The sequence below is a fragment of the Lysobacter sp. SCRH-1R genome (genome assembly GCF_057747855.1).
On the sequence record NZ_CM173227.1, the window covers coordinates 3109254 to 3128293 of the forward strand.

Genomic DNA, 19040 nt, shown 5'->3' on the forward strand with positions numbered 1-19040 from the left:
ATCACGCCCCCATGCTCAAGATCGAAAACCTCCACGTCTCCGTCGCCGGCAAGGAGATCCTCAAGGGCCTCACGCTGGAACTCACGCCCGGCCAGGTGCACGCGGTGATGGGTCCCAACGGCGCGGGCAAGTCCACGCTCGGCAACGTGCTCGCCGGCCGCGAAGGCTACGAGGTCACCGCAGGTACCGTCACGTTCGAAGGCCGCGACCTGCTCGCGCTGGAGCCGGAAGAGCGCGCCGCGACCGGCGTGTTCCTCGCGTTCCAGTACCCGGTCGAGATCCCGGGCGTGAACAACACCTACTTCCTGCGTTCGGCGCTCAACGCGCAGCGCAAGGCGCGCGGCGAGAGCGAACTGGATTCGATGCAGTTCCTCAAACTCGTGCGCGAGAAGCTGGCCGTGCTGCACCTGAAGGACGAGCTGCTGCATCGCGGCGTCAACGAAGGCTTCTCCGGCGGCGAGAAGAAGCGCAACGAGATCTTCCAGCTAGCGCTGCTCGAGCCGAAGCTGGCGATCCTGGACGAAACCGATTCGGGCCTGGACATCGACGCGCTCAAGGCCGTCGCCGATGGCGTCAATGCGCTGCGCTCAGCGGAGCGCGCGTTCCTGGTGATCACGCATTACCAGCGCCTGCTCGACTACATCAAGCCCGACGTGGTGCACGTGCTGGCCGACGGCCGCATCGTCGAGACCGGCGGCCCGGAACTCGCGCTCGAGCTGGAACAGCACGGCTACGCGTGGGTGAAGGAACGCATCACGCCGGCAGCGAGCGCCTGACATGAGCGCCCTGCTCGATTCCTTCGCCACCGCGTTCCAGTCGCTGGACCTGCGCGACGCCGCCGGCCTGCGCGAAACCCGCCGCGCCGCGCTCGACGACGCACTGCGCGATGGCATCCCGCACGCGCGCGTGGAAGCATGGAAATACACGCCCCTGCGTGCGCTGGAGCGCCGCGCGTTCGCTGCGCCTTCGCAGGCGGTTGCGACGTTCGACGTCGCGCTGCTCGCCGAAATTCCGGCGCCGCGCATCGTGTTCGTCAACGGTCGTTTCGATGCGTCGCACAGCGATGTTTCGAGCCTCCCCACCGGCGTGACCCTGCAACCGCTCTCGCAGGTACTGATCGAAGGCGAACCGCGCGACGCGAGTTTCCTCGCACGCCGCTTCGATCGAAGCGATGAGATCTTCGCGCGCATCAACGCCGCGCTCGCCGACGACGGCATCGTGCTTCGCGCCGATGCCGGCGCGCGGTCGTCGCAGCCGGTCCATCTCGTGTTCGTGGGCGCGCCGGCCGGCACCGACCAGGCGTGGCATCTTCGCCACCTGATCGAACTGCGCGACGACGCATCGCTGGTCGTCGTCGAACATCACCTGGCGAGCGGCGCGCACACCCATCTCGCGAACCAGCTTACCCACGTGCACCTCGGCGCGAACGCAACGCTGCGTCACGCGCGCGTGCAGGACGACGCGACCGGCGCCACGCTGATGGCGCGTACCGATGCCGTGCTCGCGAAGGATGCAAATTACCGCCGCATCGATCTCGAACTCGGCGCCGGCCTGTCGCGCCACGAACTGAACGCCGCGCTGCACGGAAGCAACGCGCGCCTGCACGCGAACGGCGTGCTGCTCGCATCGGGCAAGCGCCATCTCGATACGCGGCTCGGCATCGATCACGTCGGCCGTGACACGTCGTGCGAACTCACCTGGCGTGGCATGGCGGCGGGTCGTTCCAAGGCCGCCTTCCACGGCGGCATCCTGATCCGCGAGGGCGCCGACGGCACCAACGCGCAGCTGTCGAACAAGAACCTGCTGCTGAGCGAAGGCGCCGAGATCGACACCCAGCCGGTGCTCGAAATCCACGCCGACGAAGTGCAGGCCGCGCATGGCGCGACCGTGGGCCAGCTCGATCCGACCGCGCTGTTCTACCTGCGCAGTCGCGGGCTGTCGTCCGACCAGGCGCGCGCCCTGCTGACCGCGGCGTTCTGCCGCGAAACGCTGTCCGTATTCGAACCGGGCGATCCGCTGTGCCGCGCGCTGGAAGCCCGCCTCGACGCCGCGCTCGAACGCCTGGGCGCGGCCTGACTGGAGCCACGATGAACCTTCCCGCCACCGATTCGACGAACGCCATCGACTGGGCCCGCGTACGCGCCGACTTCCCGCTGCTCACCCGGCAGGTGCACGGCAAGCCGCTGGTCTATTTCGATTCGGCCAATACCGGGCAGAAGCCCGATTCGGTGATCGACGCGGTCGACGACTTCTATCGTCGGCACAACGCCAACGTGAGCCGCGCCGTCCACGCGCTCGGCACGGAGGCGACGGAAGCCTACGAAGGCGCGCGTTCGAAGCTGGCGAAGTTCCTCAACGTGCGCGCGGACGAACTGGTGCTGTGCAGCGGTACCACGTTCGCGCTGAACCTGGTCGCGTATTCGTGGGCGCTGCCGCAGCTCAAGCCGGGCGACGCGATCGTGCTCACCCGCATGGAGCACCACGCGAACATCGTGCCGTGGCAGCTCGTCGCGCAGCGCACGGGCGCGATCATCAAGGTCGCGGAGATCGACAAGCGCGGTGAGCTCGACCTGCCGCAGGTGTATTCCCTGCTCACGCCCGAGGTGAAGCTGCTCTCGCTCACTCACGTGTCCAACGTGCTCGGCACGGTGAACCCCGTGCGCGAGATCTGCCGCGAGGCGCGCAAGCGCGGCATCGTCACCGTGATCGATGGTTCGCAGGCCGTGCCGCATCGTGCCGTCGACATCGCGTCGATCGGCTGCGACTTCTACGCCTTCACCGGCCACAAGATGTCGGGGCCGACCGGCACCGGCGCGCTGTGGGCGCGCCGCGAACACCTCGCCGCGATGCCGCCCTTCATCGGCGGCGGCGAGATGATCAAGGAAGTGCGCTTCGAAGGCACGGTGTTCAACGAGGCGCCGCACAAGTTCGAAGCCGGCACGCCGAACATCGCCGGCTTCGTCGGGCTGGGCGCGGCGGTGGATTACCTGTCGTCGCTGGGCATGCACCACATCGAAGCGCGTGAGCAGGAACTGCTGGCGCACTTCAACGAAGCGCTCTCGACGGTAGAAGGCCTGCGCATCTTCGGCCAGGCGCGCGAGAAGGCCGCGGTGGTGAGCTTCCTCGTCGAAGGCGCGCATGCGCACGATCTGGCGACGCTGCTCGACCTGGAAGGCGTCGCGATCCGTTCCGGCCACCATTGCGCGCATCCGCTGATGCAGCACTTCGGCGTACCGGCGACCTGCCGCGCGTCCCTGGCGTTCTACAACACGCACGAGGAAATCGAGGCGTTCGTCGCGGCGCTGCGGAAGGTTCGCCGGCTGCTGGGATGATTTCCCGCGTCGCATCGGATGACAGCGTCGCGACCAGGCCGGAAAATGGGCCTGCCTCCCACCGATCCGACCCCACGCCATGACCGCACAGCCCCTGCAGTTCCGCCGCGCCACCCACGCCGACATCGATGCGCTCGTCGCGCTGATCGAATCGGCCTACCGCGGCGACACCAGCAAGCAGGGCTGGACCACCGAAGCCGACATGCTCGGCGGTCGCCGCACCGGGCCGGACGACGTGCAGGCCTGCATCGATCGCGCGCGCAGCGTGATCCTCATCGCCGAACGCGACGCGCAGCTGCTCGCCTGCGCGCACGTGGCCGACGAGGACGGCGCCGGTTATTTCGGCATGTTCTCGGTGAATCCCGCGCTGCAGCGCGGCGGCATCGGCAAGCAGGTCATCGCCGAGGCCGAACGTGTGGTCCGCGAGGAGTGGGCCCTGCCTGCGATGCGCATGGCGGTGATCGACATCCGCGATGACCTCATCGCCTTCTACGAACGCCGCGGTTACCGCCGCACCGGCATCAAGAAGCCGTTCCCGTATGGCGACGAGCGCTTCGGCCTGCCCAAGCGCGACGACCTGCGTTTCGAGGTGCTGGAGAAGGCGCTGTGAGCGAGAAGCCGTGGGTGTTCGTCTGCGCGACCTCGCAGCTGTTGCCGGGTGAGCAGGCTGTCGCCTGGGACGGCGACACCGCCATCCTGGTCGTCAATTACGACGGCGATTACTACGCGCTCGAGGACAAGTGCTCGCACGAGGACTTCGAGCTGTCCGCTGGCAACTACGACGGCGACGAGGCGACGATCGAATGCGTCCTGCACGGCGCGAAGTTCGACGTGCGCGACGGCCGGCCGCTGTGCGCGCCGGCTTACGAGCCGGTGCCCAAGTTCCCGGTGAAGGTCGACGACGTCGGCATCTGGACGCGGGACGATCGCGGCTGACTCCCGCGGCTGGCCCCTCTCCCACCGTCGATCCGCTTGTGTAGCCTGGGTAAGCGCAGCGCACCCGGTGCCCCTCACGCTTGGACCCGGGCATTGCCAATGGCCGCCCGTTCTTCCGCCGCAGGCGGATGGGTCTTGGAACCCTGCGGGTGAAGCCCCCGGGTGCGCTTCGCCTGCCCGCGCTAAGCGCCCTGCTTGTCGTCGCGCCGCTGCGCGCCAGGCGCCGTTCGGCCGCTCGCGTTCACTTTTCGTTGCAAATGAGAATATCTCTCATTAACATCTGACCCGAACCGCGGCCGCGCCGCACGCCTATTCGGGAAACCCATGTCCAACAGGAAGTTCGTCGTTTCGCCGCTCGCCGGCGCACTTGCACTCGCGGTGGCCGCGCCCGTCATGGCCGAGCCGGCGGGCGAGCCGGCCGATGCACGCAACCTCGACAAGATCGAGGTCCACGGCGAGTACGTCGAAAAGCCCTCCTCGGTGAAGTACACCGAGCCGCTGCTCGACACGCCCCAGACCATCACCGTCGTCACGCGCGACGTGATGGACCAGCAGAACCTGATCGGCCTGCGCGACGTGCTCAGCACGCTGCCGGGCATCACCTTCGGCGCCGGCGAAGGCGGCGGTGGTTACGGCGACAGCATCACCCTGCGCGGCTTCAACGCGAACAGCGACATCACCACCGACGGCGTGCGCGACAGCGCGCAGTACTCGCGCACCGACAACTTCAACCTCGACGCGGTCGAACTGGTCAACGGCGCCAACTCGGTGTACTCGGGCGCGGGCTCGGTGGGCGGCAACATCAACCTGGTGAGCAAGACCGCGCGCAGCGGCGACTTCACCGTGCTGCAGGCCGGCGCCGGCACCGACAGCTTCGGCCGCCTCACGGTCGACAGCAATACCGACCTCGACAACGGCGCGGCCTTCCGCATCAACGCGATGGTCCACCAGAACGACGTGCCGGGCCGCGACTACGAGAACTTCGAACGCTGGGGCATCGCGCCCTCGGTCGCGTTCGGCCTGGACGGCGACACGCGCTTCACCGCGAGCTATTTCCACCAGAGCGACGACAACATCCCGCAATACGGCGTGCCGTACTACCCCGCGTTCGGCGGCGGGCTGCCGGGCGTCGATCCGGAAAACTACTACGGCTACCACAACATCGATCGCCAGAAGATCGACGTGGACATGATCACCGGCGTGTTCGAGCACGATTTCAGCGAGAACACCACGCTGCGCAGCCTCGCCCGGTTCCAGCAGGTCGAACAGCTGAGCATCGTCGACCCGCCGCAGGGCACGTGGTGCCTGCCGGCCGGTTTCAACCCGTCCACCGGCCTTGCGTGCGACACGCCGGACACCTACCAGCCCAGCGGTCCGCGCGGCCTGAGCCGCGACACGAAGAACACGCTGGCGATCAGCCAGACGGATGTGGTCTCGCGCTTCGCCACCGGCTCGGTCGAGCATTCGCTGGTCGTCGGCGTGTCGTTCTCGCGCGAGGAATACGACCTCGACAGCGGCAACCTGTTCCGCACACCGGCCGGCGCGCCGGTGCCGCTGCCACCGATGTCGGTGAGCGATCCGTTCTCGGTCTACACCGGCCCGATCAACTACCTGCGCGCGAGCATCGCCGAAGGTTCGCTCGACAACCAGGCGATCTACGCCTTCGACACGCTCGAATTCAACGATCGCTGGATGCTGAACCTCGGCGCGCGTTACGAGCACAACGAAGGCGAAACGGTCACCACCACCTTCAACACCGTCGCCGGCAGTCCGGAACTCGGCCAGCCCACCGCGTACACGGTCGCGCGCAACTCCGACGACCTGTTCTCGTACCGCGCCGGCCTGATCTTCAAGCCGGCGCAGAACGCGAGCCTGTACCTGGCCTATTCGAACAGCAAGACGCCGTCGAAGGCCTCGGTGAACGGCTCGTGCACCGCGACCAGCACCACCGGCACGGCGAACTGCAACGTCGATCCGGAAACGGCGGTGAACGTCGAGCTCGGCGCGAAGTGGGACATCAACAACCGCCTGGCGCTGACCGCGGCGGTGTTCCGCAACGAGCGCGAGGAATACAAGGTCGCCGATCCGGGCAATCCGGAGAACCCCAGCGGCGAACAGCAGCTCGACGGCACCGCGCGCGTGGACGGCGTCGCGCTCGGCGCGGCCGGGCGCATCACCGATGCGTGGTCGATCTTCGCCAACGTGACGTGGCTGGACAGCGAAGTGATCCAGGGCGTGTCCGACTTCTGCAAGGCGAATCCGGGCGGGGCGTGCAACAACACGCCGGAGAATCCGGACCCGCTCGCCGGCCTGCCGATCAGCGGCACGCCGGAGCGCTCGGGCAGCCTGTGGACGACCTACGACCTGGCCCAGTGGACGTTCGGCTACGGCCTGACCTACGTGGGCAGCTACGACGTCTACACCGGCAACGGCGCGAACATCGCCGAAGCCAAGGGCTACACGGCGCACCGCGCGATGGTGGGTTTCGACGTCAACGAACGCCTCGCCTTCCAGCTCAACGTCAACAACCTGTTCGACAAGACCTACTACACGCGCATCCGCAACAACGGCTGGGCGACGCCCGGCGAAGCGCGACAGGTGGTGTTGTCGGCGGTGTACAGGTTCTAATCGCGGTCCATCCAGGCAACGCGACGCCCGGCTGCCGGGCGATCGCATCGAAGGAACCCAGATGCTGCTCCAGGTCCCGCAAGTCCTCAGCGCCGAACAGGTCGCGCATTGCCGCGACCGCCTGCGGCAGGCCGGCTGGGCCGACGGTCGCATCACCGCCGGCCATCAGTCGGCGATGACGAAGGACAACGCGCAGCTGCCGGAGAACGATCCGGTGGCGCGCGAACTCGGCGGGCTGATCCTCGATGCGCTCGCGCGCAACACGACGTTCTTCTCGGCCGCGCTGCCGCAGCGCATCTATCCGCCGTTGTTCAATCGCTACAGCGACGGGCAGTCGTTCGGCTTCCACGTCGACAACGCGATCCGCTACGACCGCAGTCGCGGCGGCGCGGATCCGGTGCGCACCGATCTTTCCGCGACGCTGTTCCTCAGCGCGCCGGAGGAATACGACGGCGGCGAGCTGGTCATCGAGGACACCTTTGGAGTGCAGCGTGTGAAGCTGCAGGCCGGCGACATGGTGCTCTACCCCGGCACGAGCCTGCACAAGGTCACGCCGGTGACGCGCGGCGAACGTATCGCGTCGTTCTTCTGGATCCAGAGCCTGCTGCGCGAGGATGCGCAGCGCCGGCTGATGTTCGAGCTGGACGTGTCGATCCGCCGGCTCACGCAGGACGTGCCGGAACATCCCTCGCTCGTGCAGCTCACGGGCATCTACCACAACCTGCTTCGACGCTGGGCCGAGCCGTGAGTCGCGCGCGATGAACCGCATGCCCGCCACGCCGGACATCGCCGCGCAGCAGCAGCGTCGCGGCTTCTGGCTGCGCACGCTGCATTCCTGGCACTGGATCAGTTCGGCGATCTGCCTGGTCGGCATGCTGCTGTTCGCCATCACCGGCATCACGCTCAATCATTCGGCGGCGATCGAAGCCCAACCGGAAACGCTCACGCGCAAGGTCGAGATGCCCGCCTCCGTGCTGCGCGCGCTCGGCACGCGCGAGGACGGCAACGCACCGCTGCCCGCCACCGTGAGCGACTGGCTTGGCGACGTACTGCCCGTGTCGATCGGCACGCAGGAAGCGGAGTGGTCCGAGGACGAGGTGTACCTCGCGTTGCCGCGCCCTGGCGGCGACGCGTGGCTGAGCATCGATCGCGCAAGCGGCGCGGTGGAGTACGAGCGCACCACGCGCGGCGCCATCGCCTATCTGAACGATCTCCACAAGGGCCGCAACGCGGGCGCGGCATGGCGCTGGTTCATCGACGTGTTCGCGCTGGCGTGCCTGGTGTTCTGCATCACCGGCCTGTTCCTGTTGCAGATGCACGCGCGGCAGCGGCGCATGACCTGGCCGTACGTCGCGCTGGGGCTCGCGTTGCCGCTGCTGCTTGCGCTGCTTTTCATCCACTGACGAACCTGTCCAAGAAGGGAGTTTCCATGCGCGTCCAACTGACCATCGCGTTGAGCGGGCTGCTCGCGCTGCCGGCGTACTCGGCGGAGATCGACGTGAGCGTGCAGATCCCGCAGCTCAACGTCGCCGAGTACCACCGCCCGTACGTGGCGATCTGGGTGGAAGGCGCGGACCAGAAGGCGCTCGCCAACCTGGCGGTGTGGTACCAGCAAAAATCCACCGCCGAAGGCCACGGCACCAAGTGGTTGCCCGACCTTCGCCAGTGGTGGCGGCGCAGCGGACGCACGCTGAAGGTGCCGGTGGACGGCGTGACCGGCCCGACGCGTCCCGTCGGCACGCATGCGCTCAGGTTCGACGCGAAGCATCCGGAACTGGCCGAGCTGCCGCCGGGCGACTACACGCTGGTGGTCGAAGCCGTGCGCGAAGTCGGCGGTCGCGAGCTGGTGAAGGTGCCGCTCAAGTGGGGCGGCGCGGCCGGCGGCAAGGCGCAGGGAACGAGCGAGCTGGGACTGGTGACGGTCGCCAGCAAGCCCTGAATCGCGATCCTGCGCACGAACGCCAGCCGGAACGCAGACACCACTTCGATACACGCAAACAGGAGCATGCCGTGAACAAGATCCCCAAGCTCGCCGCGCTCGCGCTGGCCCTCACCCTTCCCTTCGCCGCGCAGGCGCACAAGGCGTGGCTGCAGCCCTCGCAGACCGTGCTGGCCGGCAACAATCCGTGGGTGACGGTGGATGCGGCGGTGTCGAACGACCTGTTCTACTTCAACCATGTCCCGCTGAAGACCGACAACCTCACCATCACCGCGCCCGACGGCAGCGTGGTGGCCGCGCAGAATGCCGCCACGGGCAAGTACCGTTCGGTGTTCGACGTCGAACTGAAGCAGACCGGCACCTATCGCATCGGCGTGGTGAACGATTACGTCACCGGCAGCTGGGAAGAGAACGGCAAGCCCAGGCGCTGGCGCGGCACCGAGGCGACCTTCGCCACGGAAGTGCCGAAGAACGCGAAGAACCTGCAGGTCGGCCAGTCGGTGAGCCGCGTGGAAACCTTCGTCACCAACGGTTCGCCCAACGAAACCGCGCTGAAGCCGAGCGGCGTCGGCCTGGAACTGGTGTCGGTGACGCATCCCAACGATCTGTTCGCGGGCGAGGAAGCGACGTTCCGTTTCCAGATCGACGGCAAGCCGGCGGCGAACCTCGAGGTGGAGATCGTTCGCGGCGGCACGCGTTATCGCAACGCGCAGGACGAGATCAAGGTGAAGACCGGTGCCGACGGCGAGTTCCGCGTGACCTGGCCGGAAGCGGGCATGTACTGGGTCGAAACGACGTCGCAGGACGGCAAGACCACGGTGCGGCAGGCCAAGCAGCGACGCCTGGGCTATGTCGCCACGCTGGAAGTGCTGCCGCAGTAATCGCGCTTCCGTGAACACTTTCGTTGTCGCAGCGCAGCCCGCGCGCGCCGTCGATGTCCTCGGCGGCGCGACGATGGGCACGACGTGGTCGGTGAAGCTCGTCGCGCCACGCGGCGCCGATCTGCATGCACTGCATGCGGGCATCCAGGCGCGGCTCGACGACGTCGTCGCGCAGATGAGCAACTGGGACGCGGGCTCCGACCTGAGCCGCTACAACGCGTCGGACGCGGGCTCGTGGCATGCGTTGCGCGCGGACTTCTTCGCGGTGCTGTCGTGCGCGCTCGACATCGCCCATGCCAGCGGCGGCGCGTTCGATCCGACCGTCGGCCCGCTGGTGGACGGCTGGGGCTTCGGGCCATCGGGCACGTCCGTCGAATGCTTCTCTCCCGATGTCGCGCGTACGCAGGTGCAATGGCGACGCGTGGTGCTCGATCGCGCTGCGCGTCGCGTGCTGCAACCGGGCGGAACGCGGCTGGATCTTTGCGCGATCGCGAAGGGATTCGCTGTCGATGCCGTCGCCGCACAGCTGCGCGCGCTGGGTGTCGAAGCGGCGCTTGTGGAAGTGGGCGGCGAGCTGTACGGCTACGGCCGAAAGCCGGATGACACGCCGTGGCGGGTGATCGTCGAAGGCTGGCAGGGCGACGAGAGCGATGCATCCGAACCGCGCGTGCTCGCGCTCGATGGCCTCGCGGTGGCGACGTCCGGCGATCGCTGGCACCGGCGCGAACACGAGGGTCGCGGCATCGGCCATACGATCGATCCACGCAGCGGGCGTCCCGCACTCGATGCGCCTGTCGCCGTGACCGTCGCCGCCGACGACGCGATGCGCGCCGATGCGTGGGCGACGGGGCTCACGGTGCTGGGAACGCGCGAAGGATTGCAGGTCGCACGGGCGAACGGACTGGCGGCGCGATTCGTCGATGTCGATGGGGTCCGCGTCGAGGAACGCATGACGTCTGCGTTCGAAGCGCTGTTGCAGGCAGGAGTGGGGCTGGCTTGAACGGCAACGGCTCGCTTCGTGTCTGGTTCGGCAACGGCGTCGTGCTGTCGCTGCTGCTCGCGTTGGCGGTCGCGTTCGGGCGCTGGCAGGCGGAACCGTGGTGGGTCGCTTCGCCACGCGCGGGCGGCTGGGTGCTTGCGGTGGTGGTCATGCTGGCGTTCGTCGGATTGTGCGCGGCAACGTGGCGACGGGCACGTCAGGATCGCGCCGACGCCGACGATGCCGACACGCCGGGCGACGACGCGATGCTGCTCGCCTGGGCCAGCCAGACCGGCTTCGGCCAGCAGCTCGCCGAACACACCGCGCGGGCGTTGCGCGACGCGGGAACCGCGGTGCGCGTACTGCCGCTGCATCGCGTCGACGCGGACGTGTTGCGCTCGCACCGGCGCGCGCTCTTCATCGCCAGCACCACGGGTGAAGGCGATCCGCCGGATCACGCGCTCGGATTCACGCGGCACGTGCTCGGCCAGCCGATGGCGCTCGCCGGATTGCAGTACGCGGTGCTCGCGCTGGGCGATCACGCATACGAACGTTTCTGCGGATTCGGCCGTCGCCTCGACCAGTGGCTGCATCACAACGGTGCGCAGCCGATGTTCGACCGCATCGACGTGGACGCCGGCGACGCGGGTGCGCTGCGCCACTGGCAGCACCGCCTCGGCCAGCTGGCGGGCCACACCGCCTTCGCAGACTGGAGCGCGCCGCAGTACCGTCCGTGGCGTTTGCGGGAACGGCGCTGGCTCAACCCGGGGAGCGTCGGCGGCCCCGCATATCACGTGGCGCTCGTTCCGGTGGATGCGCGCGATCTGCAATGGCAGGCGGGGGACATCGCCGAGATCGGGCCGCGCCATGCGCCGTCGGCGGTGATGGGATGGCTGGCCGCGTCCGGTCACGACGTAACGGCGCAAGTGGAGCACGCCGGCGAGACCGTCGAACTGGCGACGCTGTTGCAGCGCTCGCGCCTGCCGGAGCCGGACAGCGCGCGCGGCCAGTCGGCGCAAGCCATCGCCGATGCGCTGCAGCCCCTGCCGCATCGTGAATACTCCATCGCATCGCTGCCGGAGGACGGCTCGCTGCAGTTGCTCGTTCGCCAGATGCGCCATCCCGATGGTCGACTGGGCAGTGGCAGCGGCTGGCTGACGGCGCATGCGGACGTCGGCACGACCCTCGACCTGCGCATCCGCCGCAACCTCGCGTTCCATCCGCCACAGGACGATCGGCCGATGATCCTCGTCGGCAATGGCACCGGCCTCGCCGGACTGCGCGCGCACCTGAAGGCGCGGCACGCGCAGGGTCATCGGCGCAACTGGCTGGTGTTCGGCGAACGGCAGCGCGAGCACGATTTCCACCATCAGGGTGAGATCGAAAGCTGGCTCCGCGACGGCCACCTGCAACACCTCGACCTCGCCTTCTCCCGCGACGGCACGCAGCGCGTGTACGTGCAGGACGTGCTGCGCGCGCGAGCCGGCCGACTTCGCGCGTGGATCGACCACGGCGCCGCCGTCTACGTCTGCGGCAGCCTGGAGGGCATGGCGCCAGCGGTGGATGCGGTGTTGCGTGACCTGGTTGGTTTGGATGCGCTGGAAGCGATGGCGGCCGACGGGCGGTATTGCCGGGATGTTTACTGACGCGGCCGCTCCACCTGCACGATACCGACGCGCTCATGGAGGAGGCGCCGGAAGACGCTACGGACCCACCGGCTCGATCCGGATCAACAGCAACTCCCCGCCGCCGTCGAGCACATGCCGCAAACGCTCGCTTCCGGCTTCGAAGAACGCCGTGTCGCCGGCCGCCAACGGCGGCAGTCCCGACTCGTCCGCGAACTCCGCCTGTCCCGCGATGAGGTGCGCCACCCATGTGGAGCCCGGCTCGGCGAACAGCACCATCGGGCCGACCAGCGGCCGATGCCACAACGCGGCACGTACGCGATCGCGACGCCACATCAGGTTGAAGTCGTGCGTCGGCCCGTCCAGCAATTCGCCGGTCACCTTGCGTTCGCCGGCGAAGCGCAGGCGATCGTGAGGCGGATGCAGCTCATGCGCCTCGCCGTCGTCGAAGCGCAGGCGCACGCCGTTGCCGCTGAGCAGGACCAGTTCACGATCGATCCCCGGGAAGACGGAGAACTCCGAATCGCGCTCGATTTCCGCGATCGACAGCCGCCAGTCCCACGGCGCGTCCGCGGCGGCATCGGCGAGATGGCCGGCGTGGATCTCCCGCGTCCAGCCCAGTTGATTGCGCCAGCGTTCGCGGCGGTATTCGTTGGCGGGCATTACCCGCGAACGGCTGCGTTGCTCGGGAGCCATGCGCCATGTCCGGAAAGTCGACGACGAACAGTCTAGCGAGACAACGCGCCCACCATGCGGACGTCGTGCCACGCTTCCGTCTGCAAACTGACCCTGTCGTACGGTGCACCCCCACCCAACCCCAGCCATCGGACACAGCCCGATGGCGTTCGTCGGGACGCGCCTGTGGCGCGCAAAACGTCCCGTCTCCCCCTGCACGCAGGGAGGGAGCGAGAGCAGCGGATTTCGCGCATTGACGCGTCGCCGGCCCGGCGCGCCGGATCGCGCCGGGCCGGCTCGCGCCCCTCCCCTAGCGCTTGACGGCCGGTTTCGTCGCGTTCGCCGTGCCGGCGGGCGGTGCGGGTTTCGCCGCTGCGGCAGGGCCGACCGGCGGCGCGCCGCCGCCGCCGCCGAGGACGATCCGGTCCTTGTTCTTCTCCACCGTTTTCAGGCCGATGCCCGGCACCTGCGCAAGCTGGTCGGTGCTGCGGAACGGCCCGTTGGTCTTGCGATACGCGACGATCGCCTCGGCCTTGCTCGGGCCGATGTTGACCAGCACGCGGTCCAGCGTGGCCGCATCGGCGGTATTGACGTTGACGGTCTCGGCGGCCATCGCCGTCCCGGTGAGGGCCAGCGACAGCAGCAGGGTCCGGGCGAACATGGCGAAGGACCGGACGGCGAGCGCCTTGGTCTGGAAGGATTTCATTGAGCGACTCCTTGGGCCCGCATGGGGCCCCGACGTGGATGAAGGTTTTCCTGCGTGGTTCCTGCTCGCCGGCGCGGTGCGTGGCGGCAGGCACAGTCTCCCCAGCCGGGCCGATCCGCCCCATCGGGCGATTCGCCAGCGAAGGCAAAGAAGGCCCCGCGACCGCGGGTAGGCGCGTTCCCAGCCGGTGTCGGAACAGGCGGAGCGCGTGTCGGATCGTTCCGGGGCGACGGCGGCAGGTCCGGCGCAGTCGCACGTGGGCGTAAACTTGGCGTCCCCCGATACGAGGCGCAGCCGCCATGGACATCAGCAAGGTCGACCGCTACGTCGGCGACAAATGGGACGACGAGATCGTTCCCCAGCTCGTCGAGTACATCCGTATTCCCAACAAGTCCCCGATGTTCGACGCCGACTGGGTCAAGCACGGCTACATGGATGATGCGGTCAAGCTGATGGAAACCTGGGCGAAGGCCCAGCCGATCCCCGGCATGCAGGTCGAGGTGGTGCGCCTGGAAGGCCGCACGCCGCTGATCTTCATCGACATCCCGGCGTCCAACGGCGGCAGCAACGACGATTGCGTGCTGCTGTACGGCCACCTGGACAAGCAGCCGGAGATGACCGGCTGGGATCCGGAATTCGGCCCGTGGAATCCGGTCATCAAGGGCGACCGCCTGTACGGTCGCGGCGGCGCCGATGACGGTTACGCGATCTTCGGCTCGCTCACCGCGGTGCTCGCGCTGCAGGAGCAGCAACTGCCGCATGCGCGCTGCGTGATCCTCATCGAAGCGTGCGAGGAGTCCGGCAGCTACGACCTCCCCGCGTACGTCGACCACCTCGCCGACCGCATCGGCAAGCCGTCGCTGGTGGTGTGCCTGGATTCGGGTTGCGGCAACTACGAGCAACTGTGGTGCACGACCTCGCTGCGCGGCCTGGCCGGCGGCAATTTCACGGTGAAGGTGCTGGAGGAAGGCGTGCACTCGGGCGATGCGTCCGGCATCGTGCCGTCGAGCTTCCGCCTGCTGCGCCAGTTGCTCTCCCGCCTGGAGGACGAGAACACCGGCAAGATCCGCGTGGACGGCCTGTTCGCGGACATCCCCGCCGAGCGTCTTGCGCAGGCGCGCGAGGCGGCGAAGGTGCTCGACACGGCGGTGTTCGACAAGTTCCCGTTCCTGCCCGGCATGACGCCGATGTTCAACGGCGATGGCGCGGACGACCTGGCCGAACTCGTGCTCAACCGCACCTGGCGTCCGGCGCTGTCGGTGACTGGCGTGGACGGCATGCCGGCGTTGGCGTCGGCCGGCAACGTGCTGCGTCCGCATACCTCGGTGAAGCTGTCGCTGCGCCTGCCGCCGACCCTGGACGGCAAAAAGGCCGGCGAACTGCTGCGCGAGGTGCTGACCAAGGATCCGCCGAACGGCGCGAAGGTGACGCTCGACCTGGAGAAGTCCTCGACCGGCTGGAACGCACCCGCGCAATCGCCGTGGCTGACCAGGGCGATCGATTCGGCGAGCCGCGAGTTCTTCGGCAAGCCGGCGATGTACATGGGCGAAGGCGGCTCGATCCCGTTCATGGGCATGCTCGGCGAGAAGTTCCCCGGCGCGCAGTTCATGATCACCGGCGTGCTCGGCCCGCACAGCAACGCGCACGGTCCGAACGAGTTCCTGCACATTCCGATGGGCAAGCGCGTGACCGCGTGCGTGTCGCGCGTGATCGCCGAACACCACCATGCGAGCCAGCGCGGCGAGACCAGCGGCGCTTCGGTCGCGCCGGACAGCGGCGATCGGCACGGCGGGCATGGGTGCTGCTGATCGCGGCGTGTGACTGACGTTTTTGGGAGAGCCCCGCTTTGGCGGGGTTTTCTTTTTGTGCTGTTGCTTGTTGAGCCGCTCTTCCTTCGGGATGGGGTTGGGGTGAGGGGCGTGCGTTGTAGTGGTGCGGTCCGTGCTCGCGCGTTTCGTTGAGGACCGCAGCGATCTTCGTCCGCGCTACGGCGCTGCACTTCACCCTCCCCAACCGCAGCCATCGGGCACAGCCTGATGGCGTTCGTCGGGATGCGCGCCAGTGGCGCGCAAGCATCCCTCCTCACCCCTGCATTCGCAGGGGAGGGAGCGCCACCAGGTCCCGTCCGTCGGCACGACATCTTCGGGCTGCTGCCGCGCCGTTCGCCGCTGCTACGATGCGCCGGCACCCACCCCAAGGAGGACACCATGGGCAGTCTGCTCTACACGATCATCATCGGTGCGGTCATTGGTGTGCTGGCGCGGTTCTTCAAACCTGGAGCGGATCCGATGGGCTGGATCCTCACCATCGTGCTCGGCATCGTCGGCGCGTACATCGGCAGCCTGATCTACGCCGGTGGCGGCTTCATCGGATTCGTCGTCTCGATCCTGTGCGCCATCGTGCTGCTGTTCCTCTACGAAATCGTGCGCAGGAAGACGGTGCGAACGGCGTAGTCCCGGTTCCTTACGCACAAAAAGGAAAACCCCGGCTTTCGCCGGGGTTTTTTTCGTTGCGCGACCGATTGCTCCGACGTCATTCCGTCAGGAAATCGATCACCCGTTGCGCGAGTCGCTCGGCACTGTCCGACACCGTGTCGAGCGACAGCTCCGCGGCTTCCGGCACTTCGTACGGCGAATCGATACCGGTGAAGTTGCGCAACTGGCCGGCGCGCGCCTTCGCGTACAGACCCTTCACGTCACGCTTCTCGGCCACGGCCAGCGGCGTATCGACGAACACCTCGACGAACTCGCCCGGCGCGAACAGCTCGCGCGCCATGCGGCGTTCGGCGCGGAAGGGCGAGATGAAACTCACCAGCACGATCAGGCCTGCGTCGCTCATCAGTTTCGCGACTTCGGCGACGCGGCGGATGTTCTCCACGCGGTCCTCGTCGGTGAAGCCCAGGTCCTTGTTGAGCCCGTGGCGCACGTTGTCGCCGTCGAGGATGAAGGTGTGGTAGCCCAGCGCGTGCAGGCGTTTGTCGACGAGGTTGGCGATGGTCGACTTGCCCGAGCCCGACAGGCCCGTGAACCACAGCACGCGTGGCTGCTGCCCCTTGATGCGTGCACGCGCCACGCGATCCACGTCCAGATGCTGCCAGTGGATGTTGCCCGCGCGACGCAGCGCGAACTGCAACGTGCCGGCGGCGACGGTGGCATTCGTCTGCCGGTCGATGAGGATGAAACCGCCGAGCGTGCGGTTGTCCGCATACGCCTCGAACGGCACCGGCTGGTCGAGGTACAGATTGCAGAAGCCGACTTCGTTGAGTTCCAGGTGCTTCGCCGCGAGCGGCTCCTGCGTGTTCACGTCGGTCTTGTGCTTGATCTCGGTGACGCTGGCGCTGACGGTGCGCGTGCCGATCTTCAGCCAGTACGGACGGCCCGGCAGCAGCGGCTGCTCGCCCATCCACAGCAGGTGCGCCGCGAACTGGTCGGCGACCTGCGGCGGACGGTGCGCGTCGGCGATGACGTCGCCACGGCTCACGTCGAGTTCGTCGCGCAGGGTGAGCGTGATCGCCTGCCCTTCGCGCGCGACGTCGAGATCGCCATCGGCGGTGACGATGCGCGCCACGTGCGAACGACGGCCCGACGGCAACGCGACGATCTCGTCGCCCGGACGAATCCCGCCCGCCGCGACGGTGCCGGCGAAACCGCGGAAATCCTGGTTCGGCCGATTCACCCACTGCACCGGCAGGCGGAAGCCGACGTCCTGCGCGTCGCGCGAAACGTCCACGGTTTCCAGGTATTCGAGCACGCTCGGGCCGCCGTACCACGGCGTCCGCGCCGAACGCGCCATCAGGTTGTCGCCTTCCAGCGCGGACAGCGGCACGGCCTGCACGTGGTCGATGCCGAGCTTGTCGGCGAGTTCGCGATAACCTGCTTCGATCTCGTCGAACACCGCGCGATCGAAGCCGACCAGATCCATCTTGTTCACCGCCAGCAGCACATGGCGGATGCCGAGCAGCGACACGATGTAGCTGTGCCGCCGCGTCTGCGGCAGCAGGCCCTTGCGCGCGTCGACCAGCACCACCGCGACGTCCGCGGTCGATGCGCCGGTCGCCATGTTGCGCGTGTACTGCTCGTGGCCCGGGCAGTCGGCGACGATGAACTTGCGTTTTTCGGTGTTGAAGAAGCGGTACGCGACGTCGATCGTGATGCCCTGCTCGCGCTCGGCCGAGAGGCCGTCGAGCAGCAGCGCGTAGTCGATCGCCTCCCCCTGCGTGCCGTGGCGACGGCTGTCGGATTCCAGCGCGGCGAGCTGGTCGTCGAACAGCGCGCGGCTTTCGTACAGCAGGCGCCCGATGAGCGTGCTCTTGCCGTCGTCGACGCTGCCGCAGGTGATGAAGCGCAGCAGGCCGCGGGTTTCGTGCTGGGCAAGGTAGGCGGCGATCGTCGCGCCAGCGTCGTGTGCGCGCGTCATCAGAAATACCCCTCCTGCTTCTTCTTCTCCATCGACGCCGACGGATCGTGGTCGATCACGCGGCCCTGGCGCTCGGAGGTGGTGGAGACCAGCATCTCGGCGATGATCTTCTCCAGCGTGTCGGCGTCGGACTCGATCGCGCCGGTCAGCGGATAGCAGCCCAGCGTGCGGAAGCGCACCTGTTTCATCCGCGGCGATTCGCCCTCGCGCAGCGGCAGGCGTTCGTCGTCGACCATGATCAGCGCGCCATCGCGTTCGACCACCGGGCGCTGCGCGGCGAAATACAGCGACGGTACCGGAATTTTCTCACGGTAGATGTAGAGCCAGACGTCGAGTTCGGTCCAGTTCGACAGCGGGAACACGCGCACCGATTCGCCCTTGTGGATGCGCGTGTTGTACAGGCTCCACAACTCCGGACGCTGGCTCTTCGGATCCCAGCGATGCTGCGCGTTGCGGAACGAGAAGATGCGTTCCTTCGCGCGCGATTTCTCCTCGTCGCGACGCGCGCCGCCGACGGCCGCATCGAAGCCGAACCTGTCGAGCGCCTGCTTCAGCGCCTGCGTCTTCATCACGTCGGTGTGCACGGTGGCGCCATGCGTGATCGGGCCGATGCCCTGCGCCACGCCCTCGGGATTGGTGTGCACGTGCAGCTGCACGCCGGTCTCGCTCGCACGCTGGTCGCGGAAGGCGATCATTTCGCGGAACTTCCAGCCGGTATCCACATGTAGCAGCGGAATGGGCGGGCGCGCCGGCGCGAACGCCTTCAGCAGCAGGTGCAGCAGCACCGAGCTGTCCTTGCCGATGGAATACAGCAGCACCGGATGGCGGAATTCGGCCGCGACCTCGCGCAGGATGTGGATGCTTTCCGCTTCGAGGCGGTCGAGATGGCTCAGGTCCAGGGGCAGCGTCATCGGATCTTGATC

General features: G+C 67.8%; 18 protein-coding genes. 14 read left to right on the forward strand and 4 right to left on the reverse strand.

Translation table 11 applies throughout. The features are described from left to right. Positions 1–11: 11 nt before the first annotated feature. From sufC to AC3ANK_RS14325, 12 genes are all read left to right on the forward strand, one after another. Entirely contained in the window at positions 12–776 is a 765-nt protein-coding gene (sufC, locus tag AC3ANK_RS14270; protein ID WP_206861387.1) for a Fe-S cluster assembly ATPase SufC, read from the forward strand. A gap of 1 nt (position 777) precedes the next feature. Next, positions 778–2076, forward strand: coding sequence for a Fe-S cluster assembly protein SufD (gene sufD, locus AC3ANK_RS14275; protein ID WP_484171486.1), 1299 nt, complete (start codon positions 778–780; stop codon positions 2074–2076). Positions 2077–2087: 11 nt separating this feature from the next. Further along, positions 2088–3332 carry a cysteine desulfurase gene (locus tag AC3ANK_RS14280; RefSeq protein WP_484171487.1) on the forward strand — a complete coding sequence of 415 codons (1245 nt, stop codon included), beginning with the start codon at positions 2088–2090 and terminating at the stop codon, positions 3330–3332. Between the two features lie 79 nt (positions 3333–3411). Continuing rightward, positions 3412–3942, forward strand: coding sequence for a GNAT family N-acetyltransferase (locus AC3ANK_RS14285; protein WP_484171488.1), 531 nt, complete (start codon positions 3412–3414; stop codon positions 3940–3942). Next, positions 3939–4268, forward strand: coding sequence for a non-heme iron oxygenase ferredoxin subunit (locus tag AC3ANK_RS14290; RefSeq protein WP_484171489.1), 330 nt, complete (start codon positions 3939–3941; stop codon positions 4266–4268). The genes AC3ANK_RS14285 and AC3ANK_RS14290 overlap by 4 nt, the downstream gene beginning before the upstream one ends. A gap of 324 nt (positions 4269–4592) precedes the next feature. Beyond that, a complete protein-coding gene (locus AC3ANK_RS14295) occupies positions 4593–6896 on the forward strand; it encodes a TonB-dependent receptor (RefSeq protein ID WP_484171490.1) in 2304 nt (767 codons plus the stop codon). Between the two features lie 61 nt (positions 6897–6957). Next, the gene (locus tag AC3ANK_RS14300) at positions 6958–7644 is read left to right on the forward strand and encodes a Fe2+-dependent dioxygenase (protein WP_484171491.1); all 687 of its coding nucleotides are present in this window, start codon (positions 6958–6960) and stop codon (positions 7642–7644) included. Positions 7645–7663: 19 nt separating this feature from the next. Beyond that, the gene (locus tag AC3ANK_RS14305) at positions 7664–8299 is read left to right on the forward strand and encodes a PepSY-associated TM helix domain-containing protein (protein WP_425492577.1); all 636 of its coding nucleotides are present in this window, start codon (positions 7664–7666) and stop codon (positions 8297–8299) included. A gap of 26 nt (positions 8300–8325) precedes the next feature. Beyond that, entirely contained in the window at positions 8326–8835 is a 510-nt protein-coding gene (locus tag AC3ANK_RS14310) for a DUF2271 domain-containing protein (protein WP_206861395.1), read from the forward strand. A gap of 80 nt (positions 8836–8915) precedes the next feature. After that, complete coding sequence (locus AC3ANK_RS14315; RefSeq protein ID WP_484172887.1) at positions 8916–9716, forward strand: DUF4198 domain-containing protein; 801 nt, start codon at positions 8916–8918, stop codon at positions 9714–9716. Between the two features lie 73 nt (positions 9717–9789). Next, on the forward strand, positions 9790–10716 hold the full coding sequence (locus tag AC3ANK_RS14320) for an FAD:protein FMN transferase (protein ID WP_484172888.1): 927 nt from the start codon (positions 9790–9792) through the stop codon (positions 10714–10716). After that, the gene (locus AC3ANK_RS14325) at positions 10713–12341 is read left to right on the forward strand and encodes a flavodoxin domain-containing protein (RefSeq protein WP_484171492.1); all 1629 of its coding nucleotides are present in this window, start codon (positions 10713–10715) and stop codon (positions 12339–12341) included. Before AC3ANK_RS14320 ends, AC3ANK_RS14325 begins: the two co-directional genes overlap by 4 nt. 57 nt (positions 12342–12398) lie before the next feature. Here the strand turns inward: AC3ANK_RS14325 and AC3ANK_RS14330 are convergent, their stop codons facing one another. Further along, positions 12399–13016, reverse strand: a complete 618-nt coding sequence (locus AC3ANK_RS14330) for a HutD/Ves family protein (RefSeq protein WP_206861398.1) — start codon at positions 13014–13016, stop codon at positions 12399–12401. Between the two features lie 289 nt (positions 13017–13305). After that, entirely contained in the window at positions 13306–13701 is a 396-nt protein-coding gene (locus AC3ANK_RS14335; RefSeq protein WP_484171493.1) for a ComEA family DNA-binding protein, read from the reverse strand. Positions 13702–14000: 299 nt separating this feature from the next. On the opposite strand from AC3ANK_RS14335, the gene AC3ANK_RS14340 reads away from it, so the two are divergent. Together AC3ANK_RS14340 and AC3ANK_RS14345 are read left to right on the forward strand one after the other, a co-directional pair. Continuing rightward, a complete protein-coding gene (locus AC3ANK_RS14340; protein ID WP_484171494.1) occupies positions 14001–15509 on the forward strand; it encodes a M20 family metallopeptidase in 1509 nt (502 codons plus the stop codon). Positions 15510–15908: 399 nt separating this feature from the next. After that, positions 15909–16154 carry a GlsB/YeaQ/YmgE family stress response membrane protein gene (locus AC3ANK_RS14345; RefSeq protein WP_206861400.1) on the forward strand — a complete coding sequence of 82 codons (246 nt, stop codon included), beginning with the start codon at positions 15909–15911 and terminating at the stop codon, positions 16152–16154. A gap of 79 nt (positions 16155–16233) precedes the next feature. Here AC3ANK_RS14345 and cysN read toward each other — a convergent pair whose 3' ends face one another. Together cysN and cysD are read right to left on the reverse strand one after the other, a co-directional pair. Next, positions 16234–18117 (reverse strand): sulfate adenylyltransferase subunit CysN, encoded by a 1884-nt coding sequence (gene cysN / locus AC3ANK_RS14350; protein WP_206861401.1) that lies wholly within the window; start codon positions 18115–18117, stop codon positions 16234–16236. Continuing rightward, complete coding sequence (gene cysD / locus AC3ANK_RS14355) at positions 18117–19028, reverse strand: sulfate adenylyltransferase subunit CysD (RefSeq protein ID WP_484171495.1); 912 nt, start codon at positions 19026–19028, stop codon at positions 18117–18119. Before cysD ends, cysN begins: the two co-directional genes overlap by 1 nt. Positions 19029–19040: the final 12 nt, after the last annotated feature.